15 protein-coding genes are annotated in these 19177 nt (G+C 47.2%); 10 read left to right on the forward strand and 5 right to left on the reverse strand.

All coding sequences use genetic code 11. The annotated features are described in order from the left end of the window. The first annotated feature begins 6 nt into the window (after window positions 1–6). The 5 genes from PG915_RS04390 (at window position 7) to sucD (ending at window position 7081) form a co-directional block, all read left to right on the forward strand. Window positions 7–717: a succinate dehydrogenase iron-sulfur subunit gene (locus PG915_RS04390; RefSeq protein ID WP_353498023.1), complete on the forward strand. Its 711-nt coding sequence runs from the start codon at window positions 7–9 to the stop codon at window positions 715–717. Window positions 718–816: 99 nt separating this feature from the next. Continuing rightward, window positions 817–3624, forward strand: coding sequence for a 2-oxoglutarate dehydrogenase E1 component (sucA, locus tag PG915_RS04395; protein WP_353498024.1), 2808 nt, complete (start codon window positions 817–819; stop codon window positions 3622–3624). 29 nt (window positions 3625–3653) lie between these two features. After that, complete coding sequence (gene odhB / locus PG915_RS04400) at window positions 3654–4859, forward strand: 2-oxoglutarate dehydrogenase complex dihydrolipoyllysine-residue succinyltransferase (RefSeq protein ID WP_353498025.1); 1206 nt, start codon at window positions 3654–3656, stop codon at window positions 4857–4859. A gap of 183 nt (window positions 4860–5042) precedes the next feature. Further along, on the forward strand, window positions 5043–6209 hold the full coding sequence (gene sucC / locus PG915_RS04405; protein WP_042476405.1) for an ADP-forming succinate--CoA ligase subunit beta: 1167 nt from the start codon (window positions 5043–5045) through the stop codon (window positions 6207–6209). Then, entirely contained in the window at window positions 6209–7081 is an 873-nt protein-coding gene (sucD, locus tag PG915_RS04410) for a succinate--CoA ligase subunit alpha (protein WP_042476406.1), read from the forward strand. Before sucC ends, sucD begins: the two co-directional genes overlap by 1 nt. Before the next feature lie 88 nt (window positions 7082–7169). Here the strand turns inward: sucD and znuB are convergent, their stop codons facing one another. Further along, the gene (znuB, locus tag PG915_RS04415; RefSeq protein ID WP_353498026.1) at window positions 7170–7973 is read right to left on the reverse strand and encodes a zinc ABC transporter permease subunit ZnuB; all 804 of its coding nucleotides are present in this window, start codon (window positions 7971–7973) and stop codon (window positions 7170–7172) included. Next, window positions 7966–8754, reverse strand: a complete 789-nt coding sequence (gene znuC / locus PG915_RS04420) for a zinc ABC transporter ATP-binding protein ZnuC (RefSeq protein WP_353498027.1) — start codon at window positions 8752–8754, stop codon at window positions 7966–7968. The genes znuB and znuC overlap by 8 nt, the downstream gene beginning before the upstream one ends. Before the next feature lie 79 nt (window positions 8755–8833). Between znuC and znuA the strand changes: the two genes are divergently transcribed. Further along, window positions 8834–9718 (forward strand): zinc ABC transporter substrate-binding protein ZnuA, encoded by an 885-nt coding sequence (gene znuA, locus PG915_RS04425; RefSeq protein WP_353498028.1) that lies wholly within the window; start codon window positions 8834–8836, stop codon window positions 9716–9718. Between the two features lie 309 nt (window positions 9719–10027). Then, window positions 10028–13366, forward strand: a complete 3339-nt coding sequence (locus PG915_RS04430; RefSeq protein ID WP_353498029.1) for a helix-turn-helix domain-containing protein — start codon at window positions 10028–10030, stop codon at window positions 13364–13366. 9 nt (window positions 13367–13375) lie between these two features. Here PG915_RS04430 and PG915_RS04435 read toward each other — a convergent pair whose 3' ends face one another. From PG915_RS04435 to PG915_RS04445, 3 genes are read right to left on the reverse strand one after another with little or no spacing between them, the layout of a single operon-like run. After that, window positions 13376–14353, reverse strand: coding sequence for a biotin-dependent carboxyltransferase family protein (locus PG915_RS04435; RefSeq protein ID WP_353498030.1), 978 nt, complete (start codon window positions 14351–14353; stop codon window positions 13376–13378). A gap of 2 nt (window positions 14354–14355) precedes the next feature. After that, entirely contained in the window at window positions 14356–15033 is a 678-nt protein-coding gene (gene pxpB / locus PG915_RS04440; protein WP_353498031.1) for a 5-oxoprolinase subunit PxpB, read from the reverse strand. Then, on the reverse strand, window positions 15030–15785 hold the full coding sequence (locus PG915_RS04445; protein ID WP_353498032.1) for a 5-oxoprolinase subunit PxpA: 756 nt from the start codon (window positions 15783–15785) through the stop codon (window positions 15030–15032). The genes pxpB and PG915_RS04445 overlap by 4 nt, the downstream gene beginning before the upstream one ends. Window positions 15786–16435: 650 nt before the next feature. Here PG915_RS04445 and PG915_RS04450 point away from each other — a divergent pair. From PG915_RS04450 to PG915_RS04460, 3 genes are read left to right on the forward strand one after another with little or no spacing between them, the layout of a single operon-like run. Next, on the forward strand, window positions 16436–16663 hold the full coding sequence (locus tag PG915_RS04450; RefSeq protein ID WP_112480466.1) for a FeoA family protein: 228 nt from the start codon (window positions 16436–16438) through the stop codon (window positions 16661–16663). Then, window positions 16663–18933, forward strand: a complete 2271-nt coding sequence (feoB, locus tag PG915_RS04455; protein WP_353498033.1) for a Fe(2+) transporter permease subunit FeoB — start codon at window positions 16663–16665, stop codon at window positions 18931–18933. The genes PG915_RS04450 and feoB overlap by 1 nt, the downstream gene beginning before the upstream one ends. Continuing rightward, window positions 18930–19160, forward strand: coding sequence for a FeoC-like transcriptional regulator (locus tag PG915_RS04460; protein WP_353498034.1), 231 nt, complete (start codon window positions 18930–18932; stop codon window positions 19158–19160). The genes feoB and PG915_RS04460 overlap by 4 nt, the downstream gene beginning before the upstream one ends. The last annotated feature ends 17 nt before the right edge of the window (window positions 19161–19177 follow it).

Here is a 19177-nt window from a genome sequence, read left to right on the forward strand (position 1 = left end):
ACTACTATGAACCTTAATTTCTCTCTTTACCGTTACAATCCGGATGCAGATAACAAACCATACATGAAAGACTACACCTTAGAGGTGGACGAAGGGTCGGACATGATGGTGCTTGATGCTCTGATACTATTGAAAGAGCAAGACCCAACGATTGCGTTCCGTCGCTCTTGCCGGGAAGGGGTATGTGGCTCCGATGGCTTGAACATGAACGGCAAAAATGGCCTTGCTTGTATCACACCGCTATCTGCGCTTGAGGGTGGCAAGATTGTCATTCGACCATTACCGGGACTTCCGGTGGTTCGAGACTTGATTGTCGACATGACTCAGTTTTATGATAACTACGCGAAAGTTAAACCATTTCTTATTTCTGAAGGAAATGTGCCGCCGTCGCGAGAAAATCTGCAAATGCCAGAAGAACGTGCTCACCTTGATGGACTGTATGAGTGCATCATGTGTGCGTGTTGTACGACGTCTTGTCCATCTTTCTGGTGGAATCCAGACAAGTTTATTGGACCTGCAGGTCTTCTCGCTGCGTACCGCTGGCTGATTGACAGTCGAGATACTGCAACGGATGAACGCTTATCAAATCTTGATGATGCGTTTAGTGTTTTCCGTTGTCACGGCATCATGAACTGTGTCAGTGTATGTCCTAAGGGACTTAACCCAACGAAAGCCATTGGTCACATCAAATCAATGCTTGTGAATCGTTCGGTGTAACAACAAATAAAAATTGCCGACTCGACGTCCCGGAGGGTCGGCTTCTTATAGCTCGGCGTAGACCGAAGCATACGTGAAAACTACTGGTTAAGGGAAAATATGCACAATGGTGTGATGAAGGCATGGCTCGAGTCTTCACACTTGGCAGGCGCCAATGCAACGTACGTAGAAGATCTCTACGAACTGTATCTAAGTGATCCCGAACAGGTAAGTGAGGAGTGGAGACGTGTATTTGATGGGTTGCCTGTGCAGCCTGATGTGGTTGAACAGCCGCATTCACGTGTCCGTGATTACTTCCGACGACTCGCTCAAGAAACAAAGCATTCAAGTGCTCAAGTAAGTGACCCCGAGGTCGATGCTAAACAAGTAAAAGTTCTACAGCTTATCAATGCGTACCGCTTTCGCGGACATCAAGCTGCAAATCTAGACCCTCTAGGTTTATGGAAGCGCCCAACGGTTGATGAATTGGAACCTGCGTTCCATTCGTTGACGGAAGATGATTTAGACGAAACGTTCAATGTCGGCTCTTTTGCTATTGGCCAAGAAAGCATGACGCTTCGCGATCTTCACAAAGCACTTCAAAAAACCTACTGCGGCTCAATCGGTGCAGAATACATGCACATGACAAACACCGCTCAAAAACGTTGGATCCAACAGCGTTTAGAGTCAGTGGTTGGCCAACCCTCTTTCGATTCCGAACACAAACACACTTTCCTAGAAGAGCTAACTGCGGCTGAAGGTCTTGAGCGTTATCTTGGCGCAAAATTCCCAGGTGCGAAACGTTTCTCGCTAGAAGGTGGTGATGCCCTCATTCCAATGACCAAAGAACTGATTCGTCATGCCGGTAGCCAAGGTATGCGCGAGGTGGTAATTGGTATGGCGCACCGTGGTCGCTTGAACATGCTGGTCAACGTCTTGGGTAAAAAGCCTCAAGACTTGTTCGATGAGTTTGCGGGTAAGCATGATGAAACATGGGGTACGGGTGATGTGAAGTACCACCAAGGTTTCTCTGCTGACTTTGCAACTCCGGGTGGTGATGTGCATTTAGCCTTAGCATTTAACCCATCTCACCTTGAGATTGTAAATCCAGTAGTTATCGGCTCGGTTCGTGCTCGTCAAGATCGCTTAGGCGACAAAGACGGTAGCATGGTACTGCCAATTACCATTCACGGTGACTCAGCGATTGCGGGTCAAGGTGTTGTGCAAGAGACTTTCAACATGTCTCAGGCGCGCGGCTTTAAAGTGGGTGGTACGATTCGAATCGTGGTCAACAACCAAGTTGGTTTTACTACCTCTAACCCACGCGATACCCGTTCAACCATGTACTGTACTGACATCGCTAAGATGGTACAGGCTCCGATTTTCCACGTGAATGCTGACGACCCAGAAGCGGTCGCGCTTGTTACGCAAATTGCACTCGATTTCCGTAACGAGTTTGGTAAAGATGTGGTGATTGATCTGGTCTGTTATCGCCGTCATGGTCACAACGAAGCGGATGAGCCCAATGCGACTCAGCCGTTGATGTACCAGAAAATCAAAAAACACCCAACGCCTCGCAAACTGTATGCGGATGTCTTGATTGAGCGTGACGAAAGCGATATTGAAACCGCTACGCAGATGATCAATGAGTATCGTGACGCGTTAGACCGCGGTGAAGTGGTGTGTAAAGAGTGGCGCCCAATGGCATTGCACTCAGTAGACTGGTCTCCATACCTCGGTCGCGATTGGGATGAAGAGTGGGGTGGCCAGGTTGGTACAGAGCGTCTTGTAGGCCTCGGTAACAAACTTGGACAGTACCCAGACAGTCATAAACTTCAAAGTCGTGTAAACAAGCTGTACAACGATCGTGCTTCGATGATGACCGGCGAGAAAATGATCGATTGGGGCATGGCAGAAACGCTGGCTTACGCAACCCTTCTTGATGACGGTAAGCGTATCCGTATCTCGGGACAGGACTCTGGCCGTGGTACTTTCTTCCACCGTCACTCAGTACTGCACAACCAAGAAGATGCGAGTACCTATATTCCGCTTTGTAACCTTCACGACAAACAAGGTCCATTCCAGGTCTTTGATTCGGTGTTGTCAGAAGAAGCGGTACTGGCATTTGAATATGGCTATGCGACCGCAGAGCCTAGTGGTTTGACTTTGTGGGAAGCGCAGTTCGGTGACTTTGCTAACGGTGCTCAAGTTGTTATCGACCAATTCATCTCTTCTGGTGAGCAAAAATGGGGCCGTCTATGTGGTCTAACGATGCTGTTGCCACATGGCTATGAAGGTCAAGGCCCAGAGCACTCTTCAGCGCGCTTAGAGCGTTACCTGCAGCTTTGTGCTGAACAAAATATGCAAGTGGTGATTCCATCGACGCCTGCTCAGGTTTATCACATGATTCGTCGTCAGGTAGTTCGCCCAATGCGTCGTCCATTGATTGTGATGTCACCTAAATCACTGTTAAGACATCCACTGTGTGTGTCTAGCATTGAAGACTTGGCAGAAGGCACATTTGAGCCGGCGATTGGTGAGATTGATGATATCAAGCCAGAAAACGTCAAACGTGTTGTGTTCTGTTCAGGTAAGGTTTATTTCGACCTGCTCGAACAGCGTCGCAACAACGAGCAAGATGACGTAGCTATTGTGCGTATTGAACAGTTGTACCCATTCCCACTGGATGATGTAAGAACCAAGATAGCCGCCTACACCAATGCTCAAGATTTCGTTTGGTGTCAGGAAGAGCCTCAAAACCAAGGCGCTTGGTATTCAAGTCAACATAATTTCCGCGCAGCTATCCCTGCGGGTGCTGACTTGAAATATGCGGGTCGACCAGCATCTGCATCTCCGGCCGTTGGTTATATGTCGGTACACTTGAAACAACAGAAAGCGTTAATTTCTGACGCGTTGACCCTAGATTAAGAACTAGAAGAAAAAAGGAAGAAACAGATATGACTATTGAAATTCTGGTTCCAGACTTACCTGAATCAGTTGCAGACGCGACCGTCGCAACGTGGCACAAGAAACCAGGCGAAGCGGTAGCGCGTGATGAAGTTATCGTTGATATCGAAACCGATAAAGTTGTTCTTGAAGTCCCGGCGCCAGAGGCCGGCGTTCTTGAAGAGATTGTCGAAGAAGAAGGTGCGACAGTACTATCTAAGCAGTTGATTGCTAAGATTAAGCCAGGTGCTGTTGCTGGTGAACCGACTACGGACACCACGGAATCTACAGAAGCATCACCAGACAAGCGCCATAAAGCAGCGCTAACGGAAGAGTCGAACGACGCTCTTAGCCCAGCGGTTCGCCGTTTGCTGGCTGAGAACGACCTTCAGGCATCAGACGTGAAAGGCACTGGCGTTGGCGGTCGAATCACTCGTGAAGACATCGAAGCGCACCTAGCAGCAGCGAAAGCAGCACCACAAGCAGAAGCACAGGCACCTGTTGCTCCAGTATCGGCTCGCAGCCAGAAACGTGTGCCAATGACTCGTCTACGTAAGCGTGTTGCTGAGCGTCTACTTGAAGCGAAGAACAGCACAGCGATGCTAACGACGTTTAACGAAGTGAACATGAAACCAATCATGGATCTTCGTAAGCAATACAAAGACCAGTTCGAAGAGCGTCATGGTATTCGCCTTGGTTTCATGTCTTTCTATGTGAAAGCAGTAACAGAAGCGCTAAAACGCTACCCAGAAGTGAATGCGTCTATCGATGGCGATGAAATCGTTTATCACAACTACTTTGATATCAGCATGGCGGTATCTACGCCGCGTGGCCTTGTGACACCAGTACTAAAAGACTGTGACTCTCTAGGTTTTGCTGACGTCGAGAAAGGCATTAAAGAGCTGGCGATCAAAGGTCGTGACGGCAAGCTAACAGTTGAAGAGCTGACGGGTGGTAATTTCACCATCACTAATGGCGGTGTGTTTGGTTCATTGATGTCTACGCCAATCATTAACCCACCACAAGCGGCTATTTTGGGTATGCATAAAATCCAAGAGCGTCCAATGGCGGTTGATGGCAAAGTAGAAATCCTACCTATGATGTACCTAGCGCTATCTTATGACCACCGTTTGATCGATGGTCGTGAGTCAGTAGGTTTCTTGGTAACTATCAAGGAACTACTGGAAGATCCAGCACGCTTGCTACTTGATGTGTAACCAAGCGTTGCTTTTTGTTTTGGATGTATAGACGTCCAAAATAAATGGAGCTAGACTAGCTCAACGTCTAGCTCCTTAGTAAGCCCACAAGAGGCGACTCTAACGAGTACTCCTACAGACGTACCGACATTCGGTATATGGAAATAAAAAATCCCTCAGGGATATAACAAATGGAATCGCACAATGAATTTGCATGAATATCAAGCCAAACAGCTGTTTGCAGAATTCGGATTGCCTGTACCAGAAGGCTACGCATGTGACACCCCACAGGAAGCGTTCGAAGCTGCTGGTCGTATCAGTACTGAAAAGAAAGTAGTTAAATGTCAGGTTCACGCTGGTGGCCGCGGTAAAGCGGGCGGCGTGGAACTTCACGACACCAAAGACGGTGTTAAAGAATTTGCTCAGAAGTGGCTAGGTAAAAATCTAGTGACTTACCAAACAGATGCGAATGGTCAACCAGTGACTAAAATCCTAGTTGAGGAAGCATCTAACATCGCTAATGAGCTGTACCTTGGTGCAGTGGTTGACCGCGCAACACGTCGTATCGTGTTTATGGCATCAACAGAAGGCGGTGTTGAAATTGAAAAAGTTGCGGAAGAGACACCGGAACTGATTCACAAAGCGGCGATCGATCCGCTGGTTGGCCCACAGGCTTACCAAGGCCGTGAGCTTGCGTTCAAACTTGGTCTTGAAGGCGACCAAATCAAGCAGTTTGTAAAAATCTTTATGGGTCTAGGCAATATGTTTGCTCAGTACGACCTTGCACTGCTAGAGATCAACCCATTGGTTATCACAGGCGAAGGCAACCTTCTATGTCTTGATGGCAAGATCAACATCGATTCAAATGCACTTTACCGTCAGCCTAAACTCCGTGAAATGCACGATCCTTCGCAAGAAGATGAGCGTGAAGCGCACGCGGCTCAGTGGGAGCTTAACTACGTAGCACTTGATGGCAACATCGGCTGTATGGTTAACGGTGCAGGCCTTGCAATGGGTACTATGGACATCGTAAACCTACACGGAGGTCAGCCTGCTAACTTCCTAGATGTAGGTGGCGGCGCAACCAAAGAGCGTGTGACAGAAGCGTTTAAGATCATCCTATCTGACAGTAACGTGAAAGCGGTTCTGGTTAACATCTTCGGCGGAATCGTACGTTGTGACCTAATCGCAGACGGCATCATTGGTGCAGTTGAAGAAGTGGGTGTTGAAGTTCCAGTAGTGGTTCGTCTAGAAGGTAATAATGCACCTCTAGGCTCACAAAAACTCGCGGAAAGTGGTCTAAATATCATTGCTGCAAGCTCGCTAACAGAAGCAGCGGAAAAAGTAGTTGCTGCAGCGGAGGGCAAATAATGTCTGTACTAATTAATAAAGATACAAAAGTTATCTGCCAAGGCTTCACTGGTGGTCAAGGTACGTTCCACTCAGAGCAAGCGATCGCTTACGGCACACAAATGGTCGGTGGTGTTTCTCCTGGTAAAGGTGGTCAAACGCACCTAGGTTTACCGGTATTCAACACTGTACGCGAAGCTGTTGAAGTGACGGGTGCAACAGCGTCAGTTATCTATGTACCAGCGCCTTTCTGTAAAGATGCAATCTTGGAAGCGATTGATGCGGGTATCAAACTTATTGTGACTATCACAGAAGGCATTCCAACGCTTGATCTTCTAGACGTGAAAGTGCGCCTAGACGAAGCGGGTGTTGTGATGATTGGTCCAAACTGTCCAGGCGTTATCACTCCTGATGAGTGTAAGATTGGTATCATGCCAGGTCATATCCACAAGAAAGGTAAAGTGGGTATCGTATCTCGCTCTGGTACGCTTACGTATGAAGCGGTTAAGCAGACAACAGACGAAGGTTTTGGTCAGTCGACGTGTGTCGGTATTGGTGGTGACCCAATCCCAGGTTCAAACTTCATCGATATCCTGAAGCTGTTCGAACAAGATCCAGAGACGGAAGCTATCGTTATGATCGGTGAGATCGGCGGTACAGCGGAAGAAGAAGCGGCGGCGTTTATCAAAGAAAACGTCACTAAGCCAGTTGTCTCTTACATTGCAGGTGTTACAGCGCCTCCAGGTAAGCGTATGGGTCACGCTGGTGCGATTATCTCTGGCGGTAAAGGTACAGCGGAAGACAAGTTCGCTGCGCTTGAAGCTGCAGGTGTTAAGACGGTTAAGAGCCTTGCTGATATCGGTAAAGGTCTAAGAGAAATTACCGGTTGGTAATGACTCACATTAGCTCTAGGTTTTAAATAGAGTTAAAAACAAAATTAAAAAAAGCTCCGGTCTTACGATCGGAGCTTTTTGTTTGTGCTTATGAAGTTTTTAGGCTTAGTCTCTTGAGGGAACAAGCTGGGCCCAGTAAGAAAAAGCCAGCAGCGCTAATGACCACCGATGGTCCCGCTGGTGTGTCATAAAACCAAGAGAGGCTGAGTCCGCAGAATACTGACACGATACCAATCGCTGAGGCTGTGAAGGCCATTTGCTCTGGAGTAGCCGTGAACTTACGAGCCGTGGCCGCCGGAATGATAAGTAATGACGTCATAATCAGCGCGCCGACAAACTTCATGCCGATGGCGATGACCAGACCGACCATCAGCATGATGACCAAACGCATAAGGTCGACATTCACGCCTTCTACAGCCGCTAGGTCTTCATTTACCGTCGTTGAGAGTAGTGGTCGCCAAAACACGAACAGCAAAGCGCCGATCAGAGTCACACCAGCATAGATGTAAATCAGATCGGTTGGAGAGACGGCGAGCAAATCACCAAACAAATAGCTCATTAAGTCAACTCGGACGTTATCGAGGAAACTGACGGCAACCAAACCTAATGACAGTGCACTATGCGCCAGGATGCCGAGCAGTGTGTCTGTGGCCACGAGCTGCTGCTTTTGTAGCGTGACCAGAATGACAGCCAATGCCATACAACAGATGACGAGAGCTAGGTATAGGTTGATATCAAACAAGAAGCCGAGCGCAAGCCCCATTAACGAAGCATGGGCGAGCGTATCACCAAAATAGGCCATTCTGCGCCAAACAACGAATGAGCCAAGTGGGCCAGCAATCAGAGCGATTCCAATGCCCGCGATAATGGATGGAAGCAAAAACTCAATCATGATGCGAGTGCCCATGTTTATGGTGTGAACATTGTGAAGCACTGCCTTCTACAGGGTCGCCTGCTAAATCATGATGGTGATGCACGTGCTGATGTTGATAGAAAGCCAGTGTTTCTTGAGTCGCACTGCCAAACAACGCTACATAAGATGGATGACGGCTTACCGTTTGTGGCGTACCTTGACAGCAAATATGATGGTGAAGACAAATCACATTGTCTGATTTGGCCATGACGAGATGCAAGTCGTGGGATACCATAAATACCGCACAGTTGAATCGATGTCTAAGTGTATCGATAAGTTCATACAGATCGATTTGGCCTTGAACATCCACCCCTTGTGCTGGCTCGTCGAGTACCAGAATATCAGGGCGATGTAGTAGAGCGCGTGCTAGGAGTATTCGTTGGGTTTCCCCGCCGGATAATTGATGCATGTTACTCGAGATTAGCTGCTCTGCACCGACAAGTTTCAGCGCGTCTAATCGCTCTTGAACACTGTATTTTCCTGCAAGTGCAAGAAAGCGCTCAACGTTTAGGGGCAAGGAATCGTTAAGTTTAAGTTTTTGCGGTACATAGCCAATTTTGAGCTTGCTAGCGCGGCGAATCGTGCCTTTATAGCGCTTCTGTAACCCAAGAATGACTTTGACTAAGGTTGATTTACCAGCACCATTAGGACCGATGAGGGTTAAAATTTCCCCTCGGCTAATGGTTAAGCTAATGTTATCTAGAACCTTTCGTTTACTGAACTCGACAGAGACTTGGTCGAGTGTAATCAGTTCGGACATGAATAGAACTCATTTGCAATTACGTCTTGTTATAATGTAACATTCTGAGCTATTGCAAGCCAGAAGGATTTTAAGCCCTATGTATCGTTACATTCCAGTTGTAGCACTTACTTCACTGCTTTCGTTTCAAGCACAAGCACTGCAAGTGCTAAATAGTATAAAGCCTTTTGAGATGATCTCCCATGAGTTGATCATCGAAGGGCAGTCTACCTCGTCGATTCTCAACGCGAACGCATCACCTCACGACTACGCACTTAAGCCCTCGGACGTAAAGAAAATTCGCAGTAGCGACATCGTGGTGTGGTTTGGACACGATCTAGAAAGCTTTTTAGCCAAGTCTGTCGAAGGCAATCCGAACTCACTCGAAATACAAGATCTGGATGGAGTGTCATTGAGGGAGTTTGGTGAGGATGGGGATGAGCATGGTCACGAAGGTCATGACCACGGTAGTTTTGACTCTCATGTTTGGCTTGGTCCAGAGCAAAGTCGTCAAGTTGCGCGTGCTATATCAGCCAAGCTTCAAGCGATTGATCCAGACAATCAAGCTGCGTACCAAGACAAGCTGGCCGCTTTCGAGCGCACCTTAGATAGAACCATTGAAGAGATCCACGTTAAGCTTGAGCCAATACAAGACCAAGGCTATTACGTGTTCCATGACGCTTATGGCTACTATGAAGAATTCTTTAAGATGAACAACCTTGGCCACTTTACTGTCAGCCCAGAACGTAAACCAGGTGCGAAAACGTTAATTTCCATTAAAACCACATTACGTGAACAACAAGTAAAATGTGTTTTTGCCGAACCACAATTCACACCAGCCGTAGTGAACTCGGTGATCCGAGGTACTGGCACAAAAGTTGGACAACTTGATCCACTAGGTAGTGATATTCCGGTTGAAGATGGTAGCTACTTTGTATTCCTAAAGTCGATGGCAAATAGCTTTAGTAGCTGTCTAGCACAGTAGCTATCAGCTAAGCAAAACTCGGTATGAACAACAAGATTTATATGTGTTCAACTGAGTTTTGCCTGTGATCGATGAGCCATTTAGATGGTTCTTGTTACCTTTTTTCTTTCATAACCCACACAAATCCAGTAAATTTACGATATTTATCGATGCAAATTAACTGGGCTCCTTTTGATACTCTCTGCTTCCTTATCACGCTGTTTAGTTTTTGCTGTTGGCCATAAAGCGACCAGCATGTGCTCACGCGTGCGTAAGATACTGAGTTGTGTCCCGTTATTATTCGCGTTATCGCTGCTGCTCGCTCCACAAATGAGCGTTAGTAAACCACTGCCGCCAGTATTCTATCCGCTGTCACTGCAAGCTAATGGCCAGTTTCTAGCGGCTAAGCAATTGTTTCCTGGTGTGGAAGGTGGACTCTGGTCTATCGATGTACACAATCGTGTCCGTTTTTATGACGGTACCCGATTTATTGAGCTCGATAACTTGGCGTTTGACAACAACGACGTGACTTTTTTTCGAGGACAGTTTTGGTATGCCAAAGCAAATAAACTGTTTTCTCGGCAGCCACTTGGTCAGGTCAATCAAGTCTTTACCACTAAATTAACTGAGCATATTCAATCACTGGGTCATGGTGGGGAATATGTCTGGTTCTCAACCGATAATCAGGTTTACCTTGGCAATGAACATCCATCTAGGTTTGAAATTATCTCAATGGATGAGTTTGAGCGTTTCTACGGTGGAGTTGGGGTGAACATTACGGCTGCGATAGAAACTCGCGGCGCGTGGTACATCGGTACCAATGTTGGCTTATATCGATGGCAATATGGTGAGTTAGATTATGTCGGCAACGTCCATCGGGGAGCCGTCTCTACATTGTTGCTTGAACCAGAATCGAATCGCTTGGTGATTGGGTATCATTCTGGCGTCGAGGTTTTCCCTCTCGATGAGCCAATGCAGCGTACTTTCTTCCCGCTTGGTCAACACGTCCTATCATTGGAAAGCACAGCCAGCCATTTTTGGGTTGGTACAGAGCAAGGCTTATACTGGCTTGAGCGAGATACCCTTGATCTTGAGCAGGTTGAGTTCAACCCTCACGACGAGTTTGGTCTAGCTGGCGACAAGATCTATGCCTTAGTCGCTGATGGCACTTTGGGAATGTGGATTGCCACCAACAATGGTGTTCGCTACTTCTCAGAATACGGCAAGTTGTTTGAGCGCATCTCGGTGTCAATTGACGAAAACCTCAATCGCCTTGAACCTAAACTCGAAGTCATGGAAAACCCACTTGGAGGGTACTGGGTTATCACCAGTAGCGCACTCTATGTCGTCGATGAAGAGGGTGAGTCCGCGATGATTTACTGGGGTAAGGTCTCATCGTTGGCACAGCGTGAACAGCATCTGTGGATAGCGACGAAGAGGGGGTTAATGCACCTTGATCTCGATGCTTATCAAATTACAGCTTTGAGACAAAAGATAGATAATATGCCCGCGCAAGTGGAGCATATTTCGCTTGGCAGCGGCGATACGCTTTGGCTCAATGATGGCCTACGCTTACTCAGCTTTAATGTTGAAACCGAGCGAGTCAATGATTATGGTGATGACTGGATAGTAAGTGAACACTTACCTGCGAAGGTTACTGAAATTTATGCATTGAGCGATAGTAAGGCGCTCGTTGGAACTGACCACGGCCTGTATATCATAGATGAAGGGCTTAGTCGTTATATCGGCGCTAGCGCACCATTTGGTAGCGTCACAGAGTTAGTAGCGGATGAACACCGAATTTGGGCCGCCAGCAGCTATGGCGCTTTTTTGTACGAAGATCAGAAACAGACCTTTACAAGACTAGAACTGTTCCAAGATAGCACCCGCCCTGTGTGTGTAACTCAAAGCGATGGGATTTTCTGGTTGGTCAGCTCTGCCGGTCTTACTGCTTATACAGGAACAGGAGAGATCGTCAGGCACTTGGGTGCTCCATATGGAGTGATTAGCAATGAGTTCATCAATGGTAGCTGCGCTTATAGTGAGCAGAGTGGTTCCATTGTGATTGGCTCGCGTTACGGCATTGTAGAGTTCGATCCGAAACGCATTCTCGATAACCCAGTACCGACACCTAGTGTATTAATATCTCAAGTGTCGGTGAGTAACACTGCTCGCCACCTTGGGGACGTTCAAGACGCCATTCCTAATGTTGGATATGGGGATTCGGTGGCGATTCAATTCAGCTTATGGCCATCAGCGCAAGGACACAGTCTTGTTTATCGAACCGGTGATGGTGACTGGCAAGATATGCAGGGTTTTCAACTTAATATTGATAAACCATCGCCGGGGCTACACAGCATAGAAGTAGCTGTGAAAGGGAATACGAGTTCTGAGTCGAGTGTTCAGTTTAGTTACCAGGTCAGCACCCCATGGTTTATGACGGGGATGTTTTACCTGTTAATGGCGCTGAGCAGCCTAGTCTTAGTCGGGGCGGTGATTTATTGGCGTTCTCGACGCATTCGCTTTATGAACCGCGCCCTTAAAACACAGGTCGCATTAAAGACTGAGCAGTTACAACATCAAAGTCGTGTGTTAGTCGGTAATAACCAGCAGTTGCGTAAAGCGTTTAAAATTCGTCAGCAACTGATTCAAGAGCTGGTAGAACAAGCAGCACAGCACAGTGCCAACTTTAAACTTGAATCCTTATCTAGCTTAAATTCAACGTCTGCTAGTAATTTTGATGGTTTAGATAATGTCAAAGCCATCTTTGATGAGCAAAGCTCCTATCCGTTGGTATGTTCAGTATCGAGTGTGCTCAATTTTACCGTCGATGCGTGGCGAAAAGAGCTCGATAGTTACGGGATCAAAGTAGAATTAAAGATGCTGGCAAGCAGTGACAACGTGGTGTTGGATACCTGCAATCTAGACATCATCTTCAACTCAATTGTTGCCAATGCACTGCGTAGAATGGTGCGTGGACAAGTGATCAACATTACCGTGGATGATGATGGTAGTAAGTTGAATGTGACGTTTGAGGACAATGGATTGCCGTTGCCGAACTTTAACTCGCAAAGCGCTACTGGGGCATTCGATGTGAAAGAAAGTCAGCTCGATTTTAGCCCTTCGAGCCTGCCATCCCATATTCATCGCTCTGGTGGTGAGCTTCAGCCGGTTGAGCGTGGAAACACAAACCGCCTAACCCTGCGTTGGATGCTATCGATTCAGCAGTTGCCCGCTAACTTGTCTTCACATTCAACTAAGTCGTCTTTGGAAACCGAAAGACCATTGATGAGCCTAGTGACTGAAAAAGAGATGCATGAAGTTAAGCCGGATAAGCATGAACAATGGAAACGGCAAGTTACTCAGCTGGTGGCCGAGCAGTATCATGATGCTGAATTTAGCACCGCCTCAGCAGCCAAAGCGTTGTTCATCTCCGAGAGAAGCTTCCAAAGGCGCTTCAAATCTCAATTTGAGCGAACCTTTACAGACTATCTGACCGATGTCCGCATGGAGAAAGCTTGCGAGATGCTTCTGCAAGGCGAAAAAGTCTCTGAAGTGGCTTTTGCTTGTGGTTTCAACGATCCGTCCTATTTCTCTCAACGTTTCAAAGTCTATTTTGGTGTCCCACCATCTAAGTTTGCCATGATGGACATGACCGAAGGCGACTAGTCGCCAATTCTAAAGATCAAAGTATCGATAGAATGCCTGTTGCTTCAAACGTTCGAGAGGCAAGGTGCTGAGTTTAAAGCGAAGCTTCTCTCCTGGTCTTAGCTGCGCTGCTTTAGCTAAATCACGAAAGGCAATCACGCCTAGTTTCTGATAGCCACCTAGGGTTTGATGATCGCTAAGCATAATAATGGGGTTACCATCTGGCGGTATTTGCACCGAGCCGGATAGGATCCCCTCAGAGATTAATGAAGGTAGAGTTTGAGTGAGTCGAGCGGTTTCACTGTCGCTGGATTTTAGCCTTATCCCCATTCGGTTGCTCTGCGCAGACACGGTATAGATTTGGCTTAGTAGCAATTCTCTAAGTGCTTTATCAAAGTGCTGGAACTGAAAACAAGGGAGTAAGTGCAAGGTTCTTACTCCGGCATAGCTTGGGATCGCACTTCTGGGGATAGGTTGCGAATTTTTGTGCTGAAGATCGTTTGGGTGACCAGGCAAGTTAGAGTTGACGGCTAAGCTGTCGCCGCAAGCGAGAGGTTGTCCAGAGTTTAAACCTCCTACGCCGTCGCGCTCCACTGTCGAACTACTGCCTAGGAAAGGCTCTATCGCAAAGCCGCCTGATACGGATAGGTAGCTTCGACAGCCGCTGCGAGGCACTTTCAGATGCAGCTCTTGTCCCTTTTTTAAGCTAAAAGGGCGCCAACTTTGAACGTGCTTGGCGACAATGCGTTGTGGCGAATGGACTTCCGCTAGACAATCTGCGCCAGTGAGTACCAAGGTTAAGTCTTGGTTGGCACGAAACTTAATCCGGCCTAGAACGATCTCTAGACTGGTCGCCGTCATTGGATTACCCAGTAACTTTTGTCCCCAACAGTGCGCATGCCAATCGGCGGCGCCGCCTTGTGTTAGTCCATAATGAGAGGCATTAGGACGACCCAAATCTTGCGTAGTGACGTGGTGTCCGGCGTTGATCACGACAAGTGCGCTCATTGCTACCCTCCTAAGCTTAAGAATGTGCGGTGGTCAATCGGCTCGAACCGCACTTTGTCACCAATGTTTAGTAACGATTGTTCTGGCGAGATCTTGTCAAATAAAGTTAGCGGGCAGTTACCTATGATTTGCCAGCCTCCAGGGGTATCACTGGGGTAAACAGCCGTTTGGTTGTTGGCAATACCGACACTGCCTTTGCGTACTCGAGTTCGTGGCGTTTGATGCCTTGGCATGTGCAGTGCTTTAGGCAGCTCTGCAAGAAAGGCAAAACCAGGGGTAAAACCAATCGCACAAACGGTATAGGTTGAGCTGCTATGCAGTGTTATGACCTCGTCGACGCTAAGAGAGCAATGCCGAGCAAGTGACTCCAAATCAGGGGCTACCTTGGGAGCGTAATAAGTCGGAAGGGTTTTTATATCCACACTGCTTGGCGGCGGCTTGTCAGCAAGATTAAGGTTTTGAATATAGTGGGTAAGTGCCTCTGCTGAACAATATATAGGGTGAAACTCAATCAAGAGGCTCGTGTAGGAGGGGGTGCAGTTGACCAGTGTTCCGGCAAAGGCTTGTTTTATCATGGCTGTGTACTGCCCAATGATAAAAGGTAAATCAAGGTCTATCTTGTGACCAAACTCAAGCAGGATGGCCGATTCACCCACAGGGGATATTAAAGGCTTGCTCACTGTTTACCTCCACCTACTGCTATGGCGCTATCGATTCGGATGCGCAGCGCCTTTGCCACATCAATTGACGCTTGGTTGTCACCGTGAACGCATAGGGTGTCAATGGTAAGAGTTACCGATTTTCCATCGAGGGTTTTAATTGGCGCACGGGCAATAAACGCATCGGCTTGAGTTAAAATCTGATCCTGCTGATGCAGGACAGCGTTGTCCATGCTTCTCGGTGCCAGCAGGCCTGACTTTAGGTAACTGCGGTCAGCAAAACCTTCAAAGATGACTGAAACCCCCTTGTCTGCCGCTAGCGCTTGATAATGTTGATGCTCTCTGGTTGCCAAGACCATTAGAGGTAAACTGAGCGATTGTGCTGCTGACAATAGGGCATTAAAAATCTCAGGCGAGGACATCATATCGTTATAGAGCGCGCCATGAGGTTTAATGTAAGTTACTTTCCCTCCTTGATGCTCGGCTATCGCTTTAAGCGCCCCTACCTGATAAAGGACTAATTGGGTAACCGTGTTGCTCTCCATTGCCATAGAACGACGGCCAAATCCTTGTAAGTCGGGATAGCCTGGATGTGCGCCAATGGTGACCTTGTGTTTCAGACACAATGCGACGGTTTTGGACATGTGTTCAGGATCTGACGCGTGAAAGCCACAAGCGATATTTGCCATATCCAGCAGTGGGATGAGCGTTGCATCACTGCCCATGTTCCAATGGCCAAAACTTTCTCCAACATCCCCATTTAACGTCAACATAAAACCACTTCCTTTTCTGTATTGAAAAGCACCAGCCGGTTACTTAGGAGTAAATTATGTCGTTAGGGGGAGCGATTTACAATTTGTGAAAAGAGGATTTGTGAGCCGAAAAGTTGTCAGTAAAGAATTTATGGAAAGAGTGATTAGAGCAGGGAAGTAATAAGCAGAAAATGTGCTGGGCAGTTTGTCGCAGGCAAAAAAAATCGCGGCATAGCCGGGGGACCATACCGCGGGTGTCAATGACACCTTCGCTTGCTGCCGGAGTGATATGGTCGCCCACATCACCTCTGGAATTTCGATTAACAGGAGCAGGTTGCTCTGTTGGAATTAACTATAAGTAATTCGACTTAATTTCCTTATAAAAATAACGGCAACTTACCATGAAGATCGCGCCATTTTATAGATAGTGTAATAAGTTGTTGTATTTTAATGTTTTTATATTTATTCAGATTCCATTTATGTCATTGTTTTGTCACCAAGATAGCGTTTTGGTCGACGTTTTGACGTAATTGACGGACATATTTTGACAAATAATACGTTTGCAATCCGGTTTAAATTGACATAGCGCAATGCGGAAAATAAGGTTACGCCTTTAGAATTACTGTTAATGTTAATATTTCTCATTACCAATCATAATTTGGGTGAATAAGATGAAGCTTGCTGATTTGAACATCGGAAGCAGTGGAAAGATCACTGCGTTGACAGGACTATCGAATGATGTCCGTAAAAAATTGATGGTAATGGGGTTATTGCCGAATACAGAAGTAACAGTGATTCGACGTGCCCCAATGGGCGATCCATTGCAAATTGAAGTGCGTGGTGTTTCGCTGGCTGTTCGCCAAGCTATTGCACAATCAATCGAAGTGGAGCCTGCATAATGAACTACACCATTCTTACTGTAGGTAATCCCAACAGCGGTAAAACAACCTTGTTCAATGGGTTAACCGGTGCCAAACAGCAAGTGGGTAACTGGGCGGGTGTGACCGTTGAAAAGAAAACGGGTCAATACAGTCATGCTGGTGATCATTTCGAGTTGACTGACTTGCCAGGAATTTACGCGCTTGATAGCGGTAACGATGGCAACAGTATCGATGAATCCATAGCATCGCGAGCCGTTCTTACTCACCCAGCAGATCTGATTATCAATGTGGTCGATGCAACGAGTCTAGAGCGCAGCCTTTATATGACCCTTCAGCTTCGCGAGCTTGGCCGTCCTATGGTGGTTGTGCTCAACAAGATGGATGCGCTAAAAAGAGAGCGTATTAAGCTAGACATTGCAGGGCTTGAGAAAGCGCTTGGCTGTCCTGTGATGACACTATCAGCCACTGACAAAGATCAGGTTCGTGCGCTAAAAGAGCGTTTGCATAAAACTGTCGTTCAAGGGCTGACCCTCGACGCACTGAGCATCAATTATGGCGCGGAGATGGAGCAGGCGATTGCTCAAGTAGAACCTATCTTTGTTTCAGAATCAGTAAGCCCACGTGCGCTGGCTATTCGCGGCCTAGAAAATGACGTAATGGTGCTTAATGCACTATCGTCAGAGCAAAGAGATGAAATCGTGCTAGCGGGCAATCAAACTGGTGTGGATATTGACCTGCAAGTTGCTGACACCAAATATACCTATCTACATGAGCAGTGTAAGAAACTGCGTCGCAGTGAAGGTAAGCTGAGCCGTAGCTTCACGGAAAAAGTCGATGGCTTTATTCTGAATAAGTATGTTGGCGTTCCTTTTTTCTTCGTGGTCATGTATCTCATGTTCATGTTCTCTATCAACATAGGTAGTGCTTTCATCGATTTCTTTGATATCGGTGTCGGTGCCCTGCTGGTTGATGGTGGACACTACCTTCTTGATGACCATTTACCGGTTTGGTTAGTGACGCTTATTGCTGATGGCGTTGGCGGCGGTATCCAAACGGTAGCGACTTTCATTCCTGTGATCGCTGCACTGTATTTATTCCTAGCGGTACTAGAGAGTTCTGGCTACATGTCACGCGCTGCGTTTGTGCTTGATAAGGTGATGCAAAAAATCGGCCTTCCGGGTAAAGCGTTTGTACCGCTTGTACTTGGCTTCGGTTGTAACGTGCCTTCTATCATGGCGACACGTACGCTAGACCAAGAGCGTGAGCGTAAACTCGCCGCATCTATGGCGCCGTTTATGTCATGTGGCGCTAGACTTCCGGTTTACGCGCTGTTTGCTGCGGCGTTTTTCCCAGACAGTGGCCAAAATGTGGTATTCGCGCTTTACCTACTCGGTATTGTTGCGGCTGTTTTCACAGGTTTAGTGCTTAAGCACACCATCTACCCAGGTTCGAGTGATAGTCCAGTGATGGAGATGCCTGACTATGAGCTGCCGACATTCCAAAACGTGATGATCAAAACATGGCAAAAGCTAAAGCGCTTTGTATTGGGCGCAGGTAAAACCATTGTTTTGGTAGTGACAATCCTAAGTTTCCTAAACTCAGTAGGTACTGATGGCTCATTTGGTAACGAAGACAGCGAAAACTCCGTTCTATCGAAAGCGGCTCAAGTGGTGACACCAGTGTTTGTCCCTATGGGTGTGCAGCAAGATAACTGGCCTGCAACTGTTGGTATTATTACCGGTATTTTTGCGAAAGAAGCAGTGGTTGGTACGCTAAATAGTCTTTACACCTCAAGCGAAGGTGAAGAGGGTGAGTACGATCTATTTGCTAGCTTGCAGCAAGCAGTCGAGTCTATTCCAGCAAACCTGGCAGACCTTAGCTACTCAGATCCGCTAGGTGTCGATGTCGGTGACCTGTCGGACTCATCTGCAGTGGCAGAAGATCAAGAAGTCGACAGTTCTATCTTTGGTAACTTAAAAGGCTATTTTGTTACGAGCAATGCCGCGTTTGCTTACCTCATCTTCATCTTGCTGTACACGCCATGTGTGGCAGCGATGGGTGCCTACGTTAAAGAGTTTGGTCAAAAGTACGCACGCTTTATAGCGGTATGGACTATGGGGCTAGCCTACGGTGGCGCGACGCTATACTACCAAGTGACTCACTTCGCTCTGCATCCAATGACCAGCGCAGCGTGGATTGTCGCTATCTTGGCCATTTGTGCCATCGTCTGGAAGCTGCTTAAAAGCCAAGGCAAGAAGCAGACCGAGCTGGAGATCCAAGTGGTATGATTCTGTCCCAGCTGAAAGCACACATTGAAGAAGACCCAGGCGTAAGTCGTCAGGATTTGGCAAAGCAGTTTGCTCTTAGTGAGGATGGTGTGGATGCGATGCTTGCGGTCTGGATTCGAAAAGGAAAGCTTTCAAGGACGGAAGACTGTGATAAGAAAGGACAGGTGGTTCGTGTGAGGTATCATGTGAATCAGGCAGATGGCCTCTCTTTGAGCGTAACAATGTAGTCTCAAAAACAATGTAA

Source organism: Vibrio sp. CB1-14 (assembly GCF_040412085.2).
Taxonomy (GTDB): Bacteria; Pseudomonadota; Gammaproteobacteria; order Enterobacterales; family Vibrionaceae; genus Vibrio; species Vibrio chaetopteri.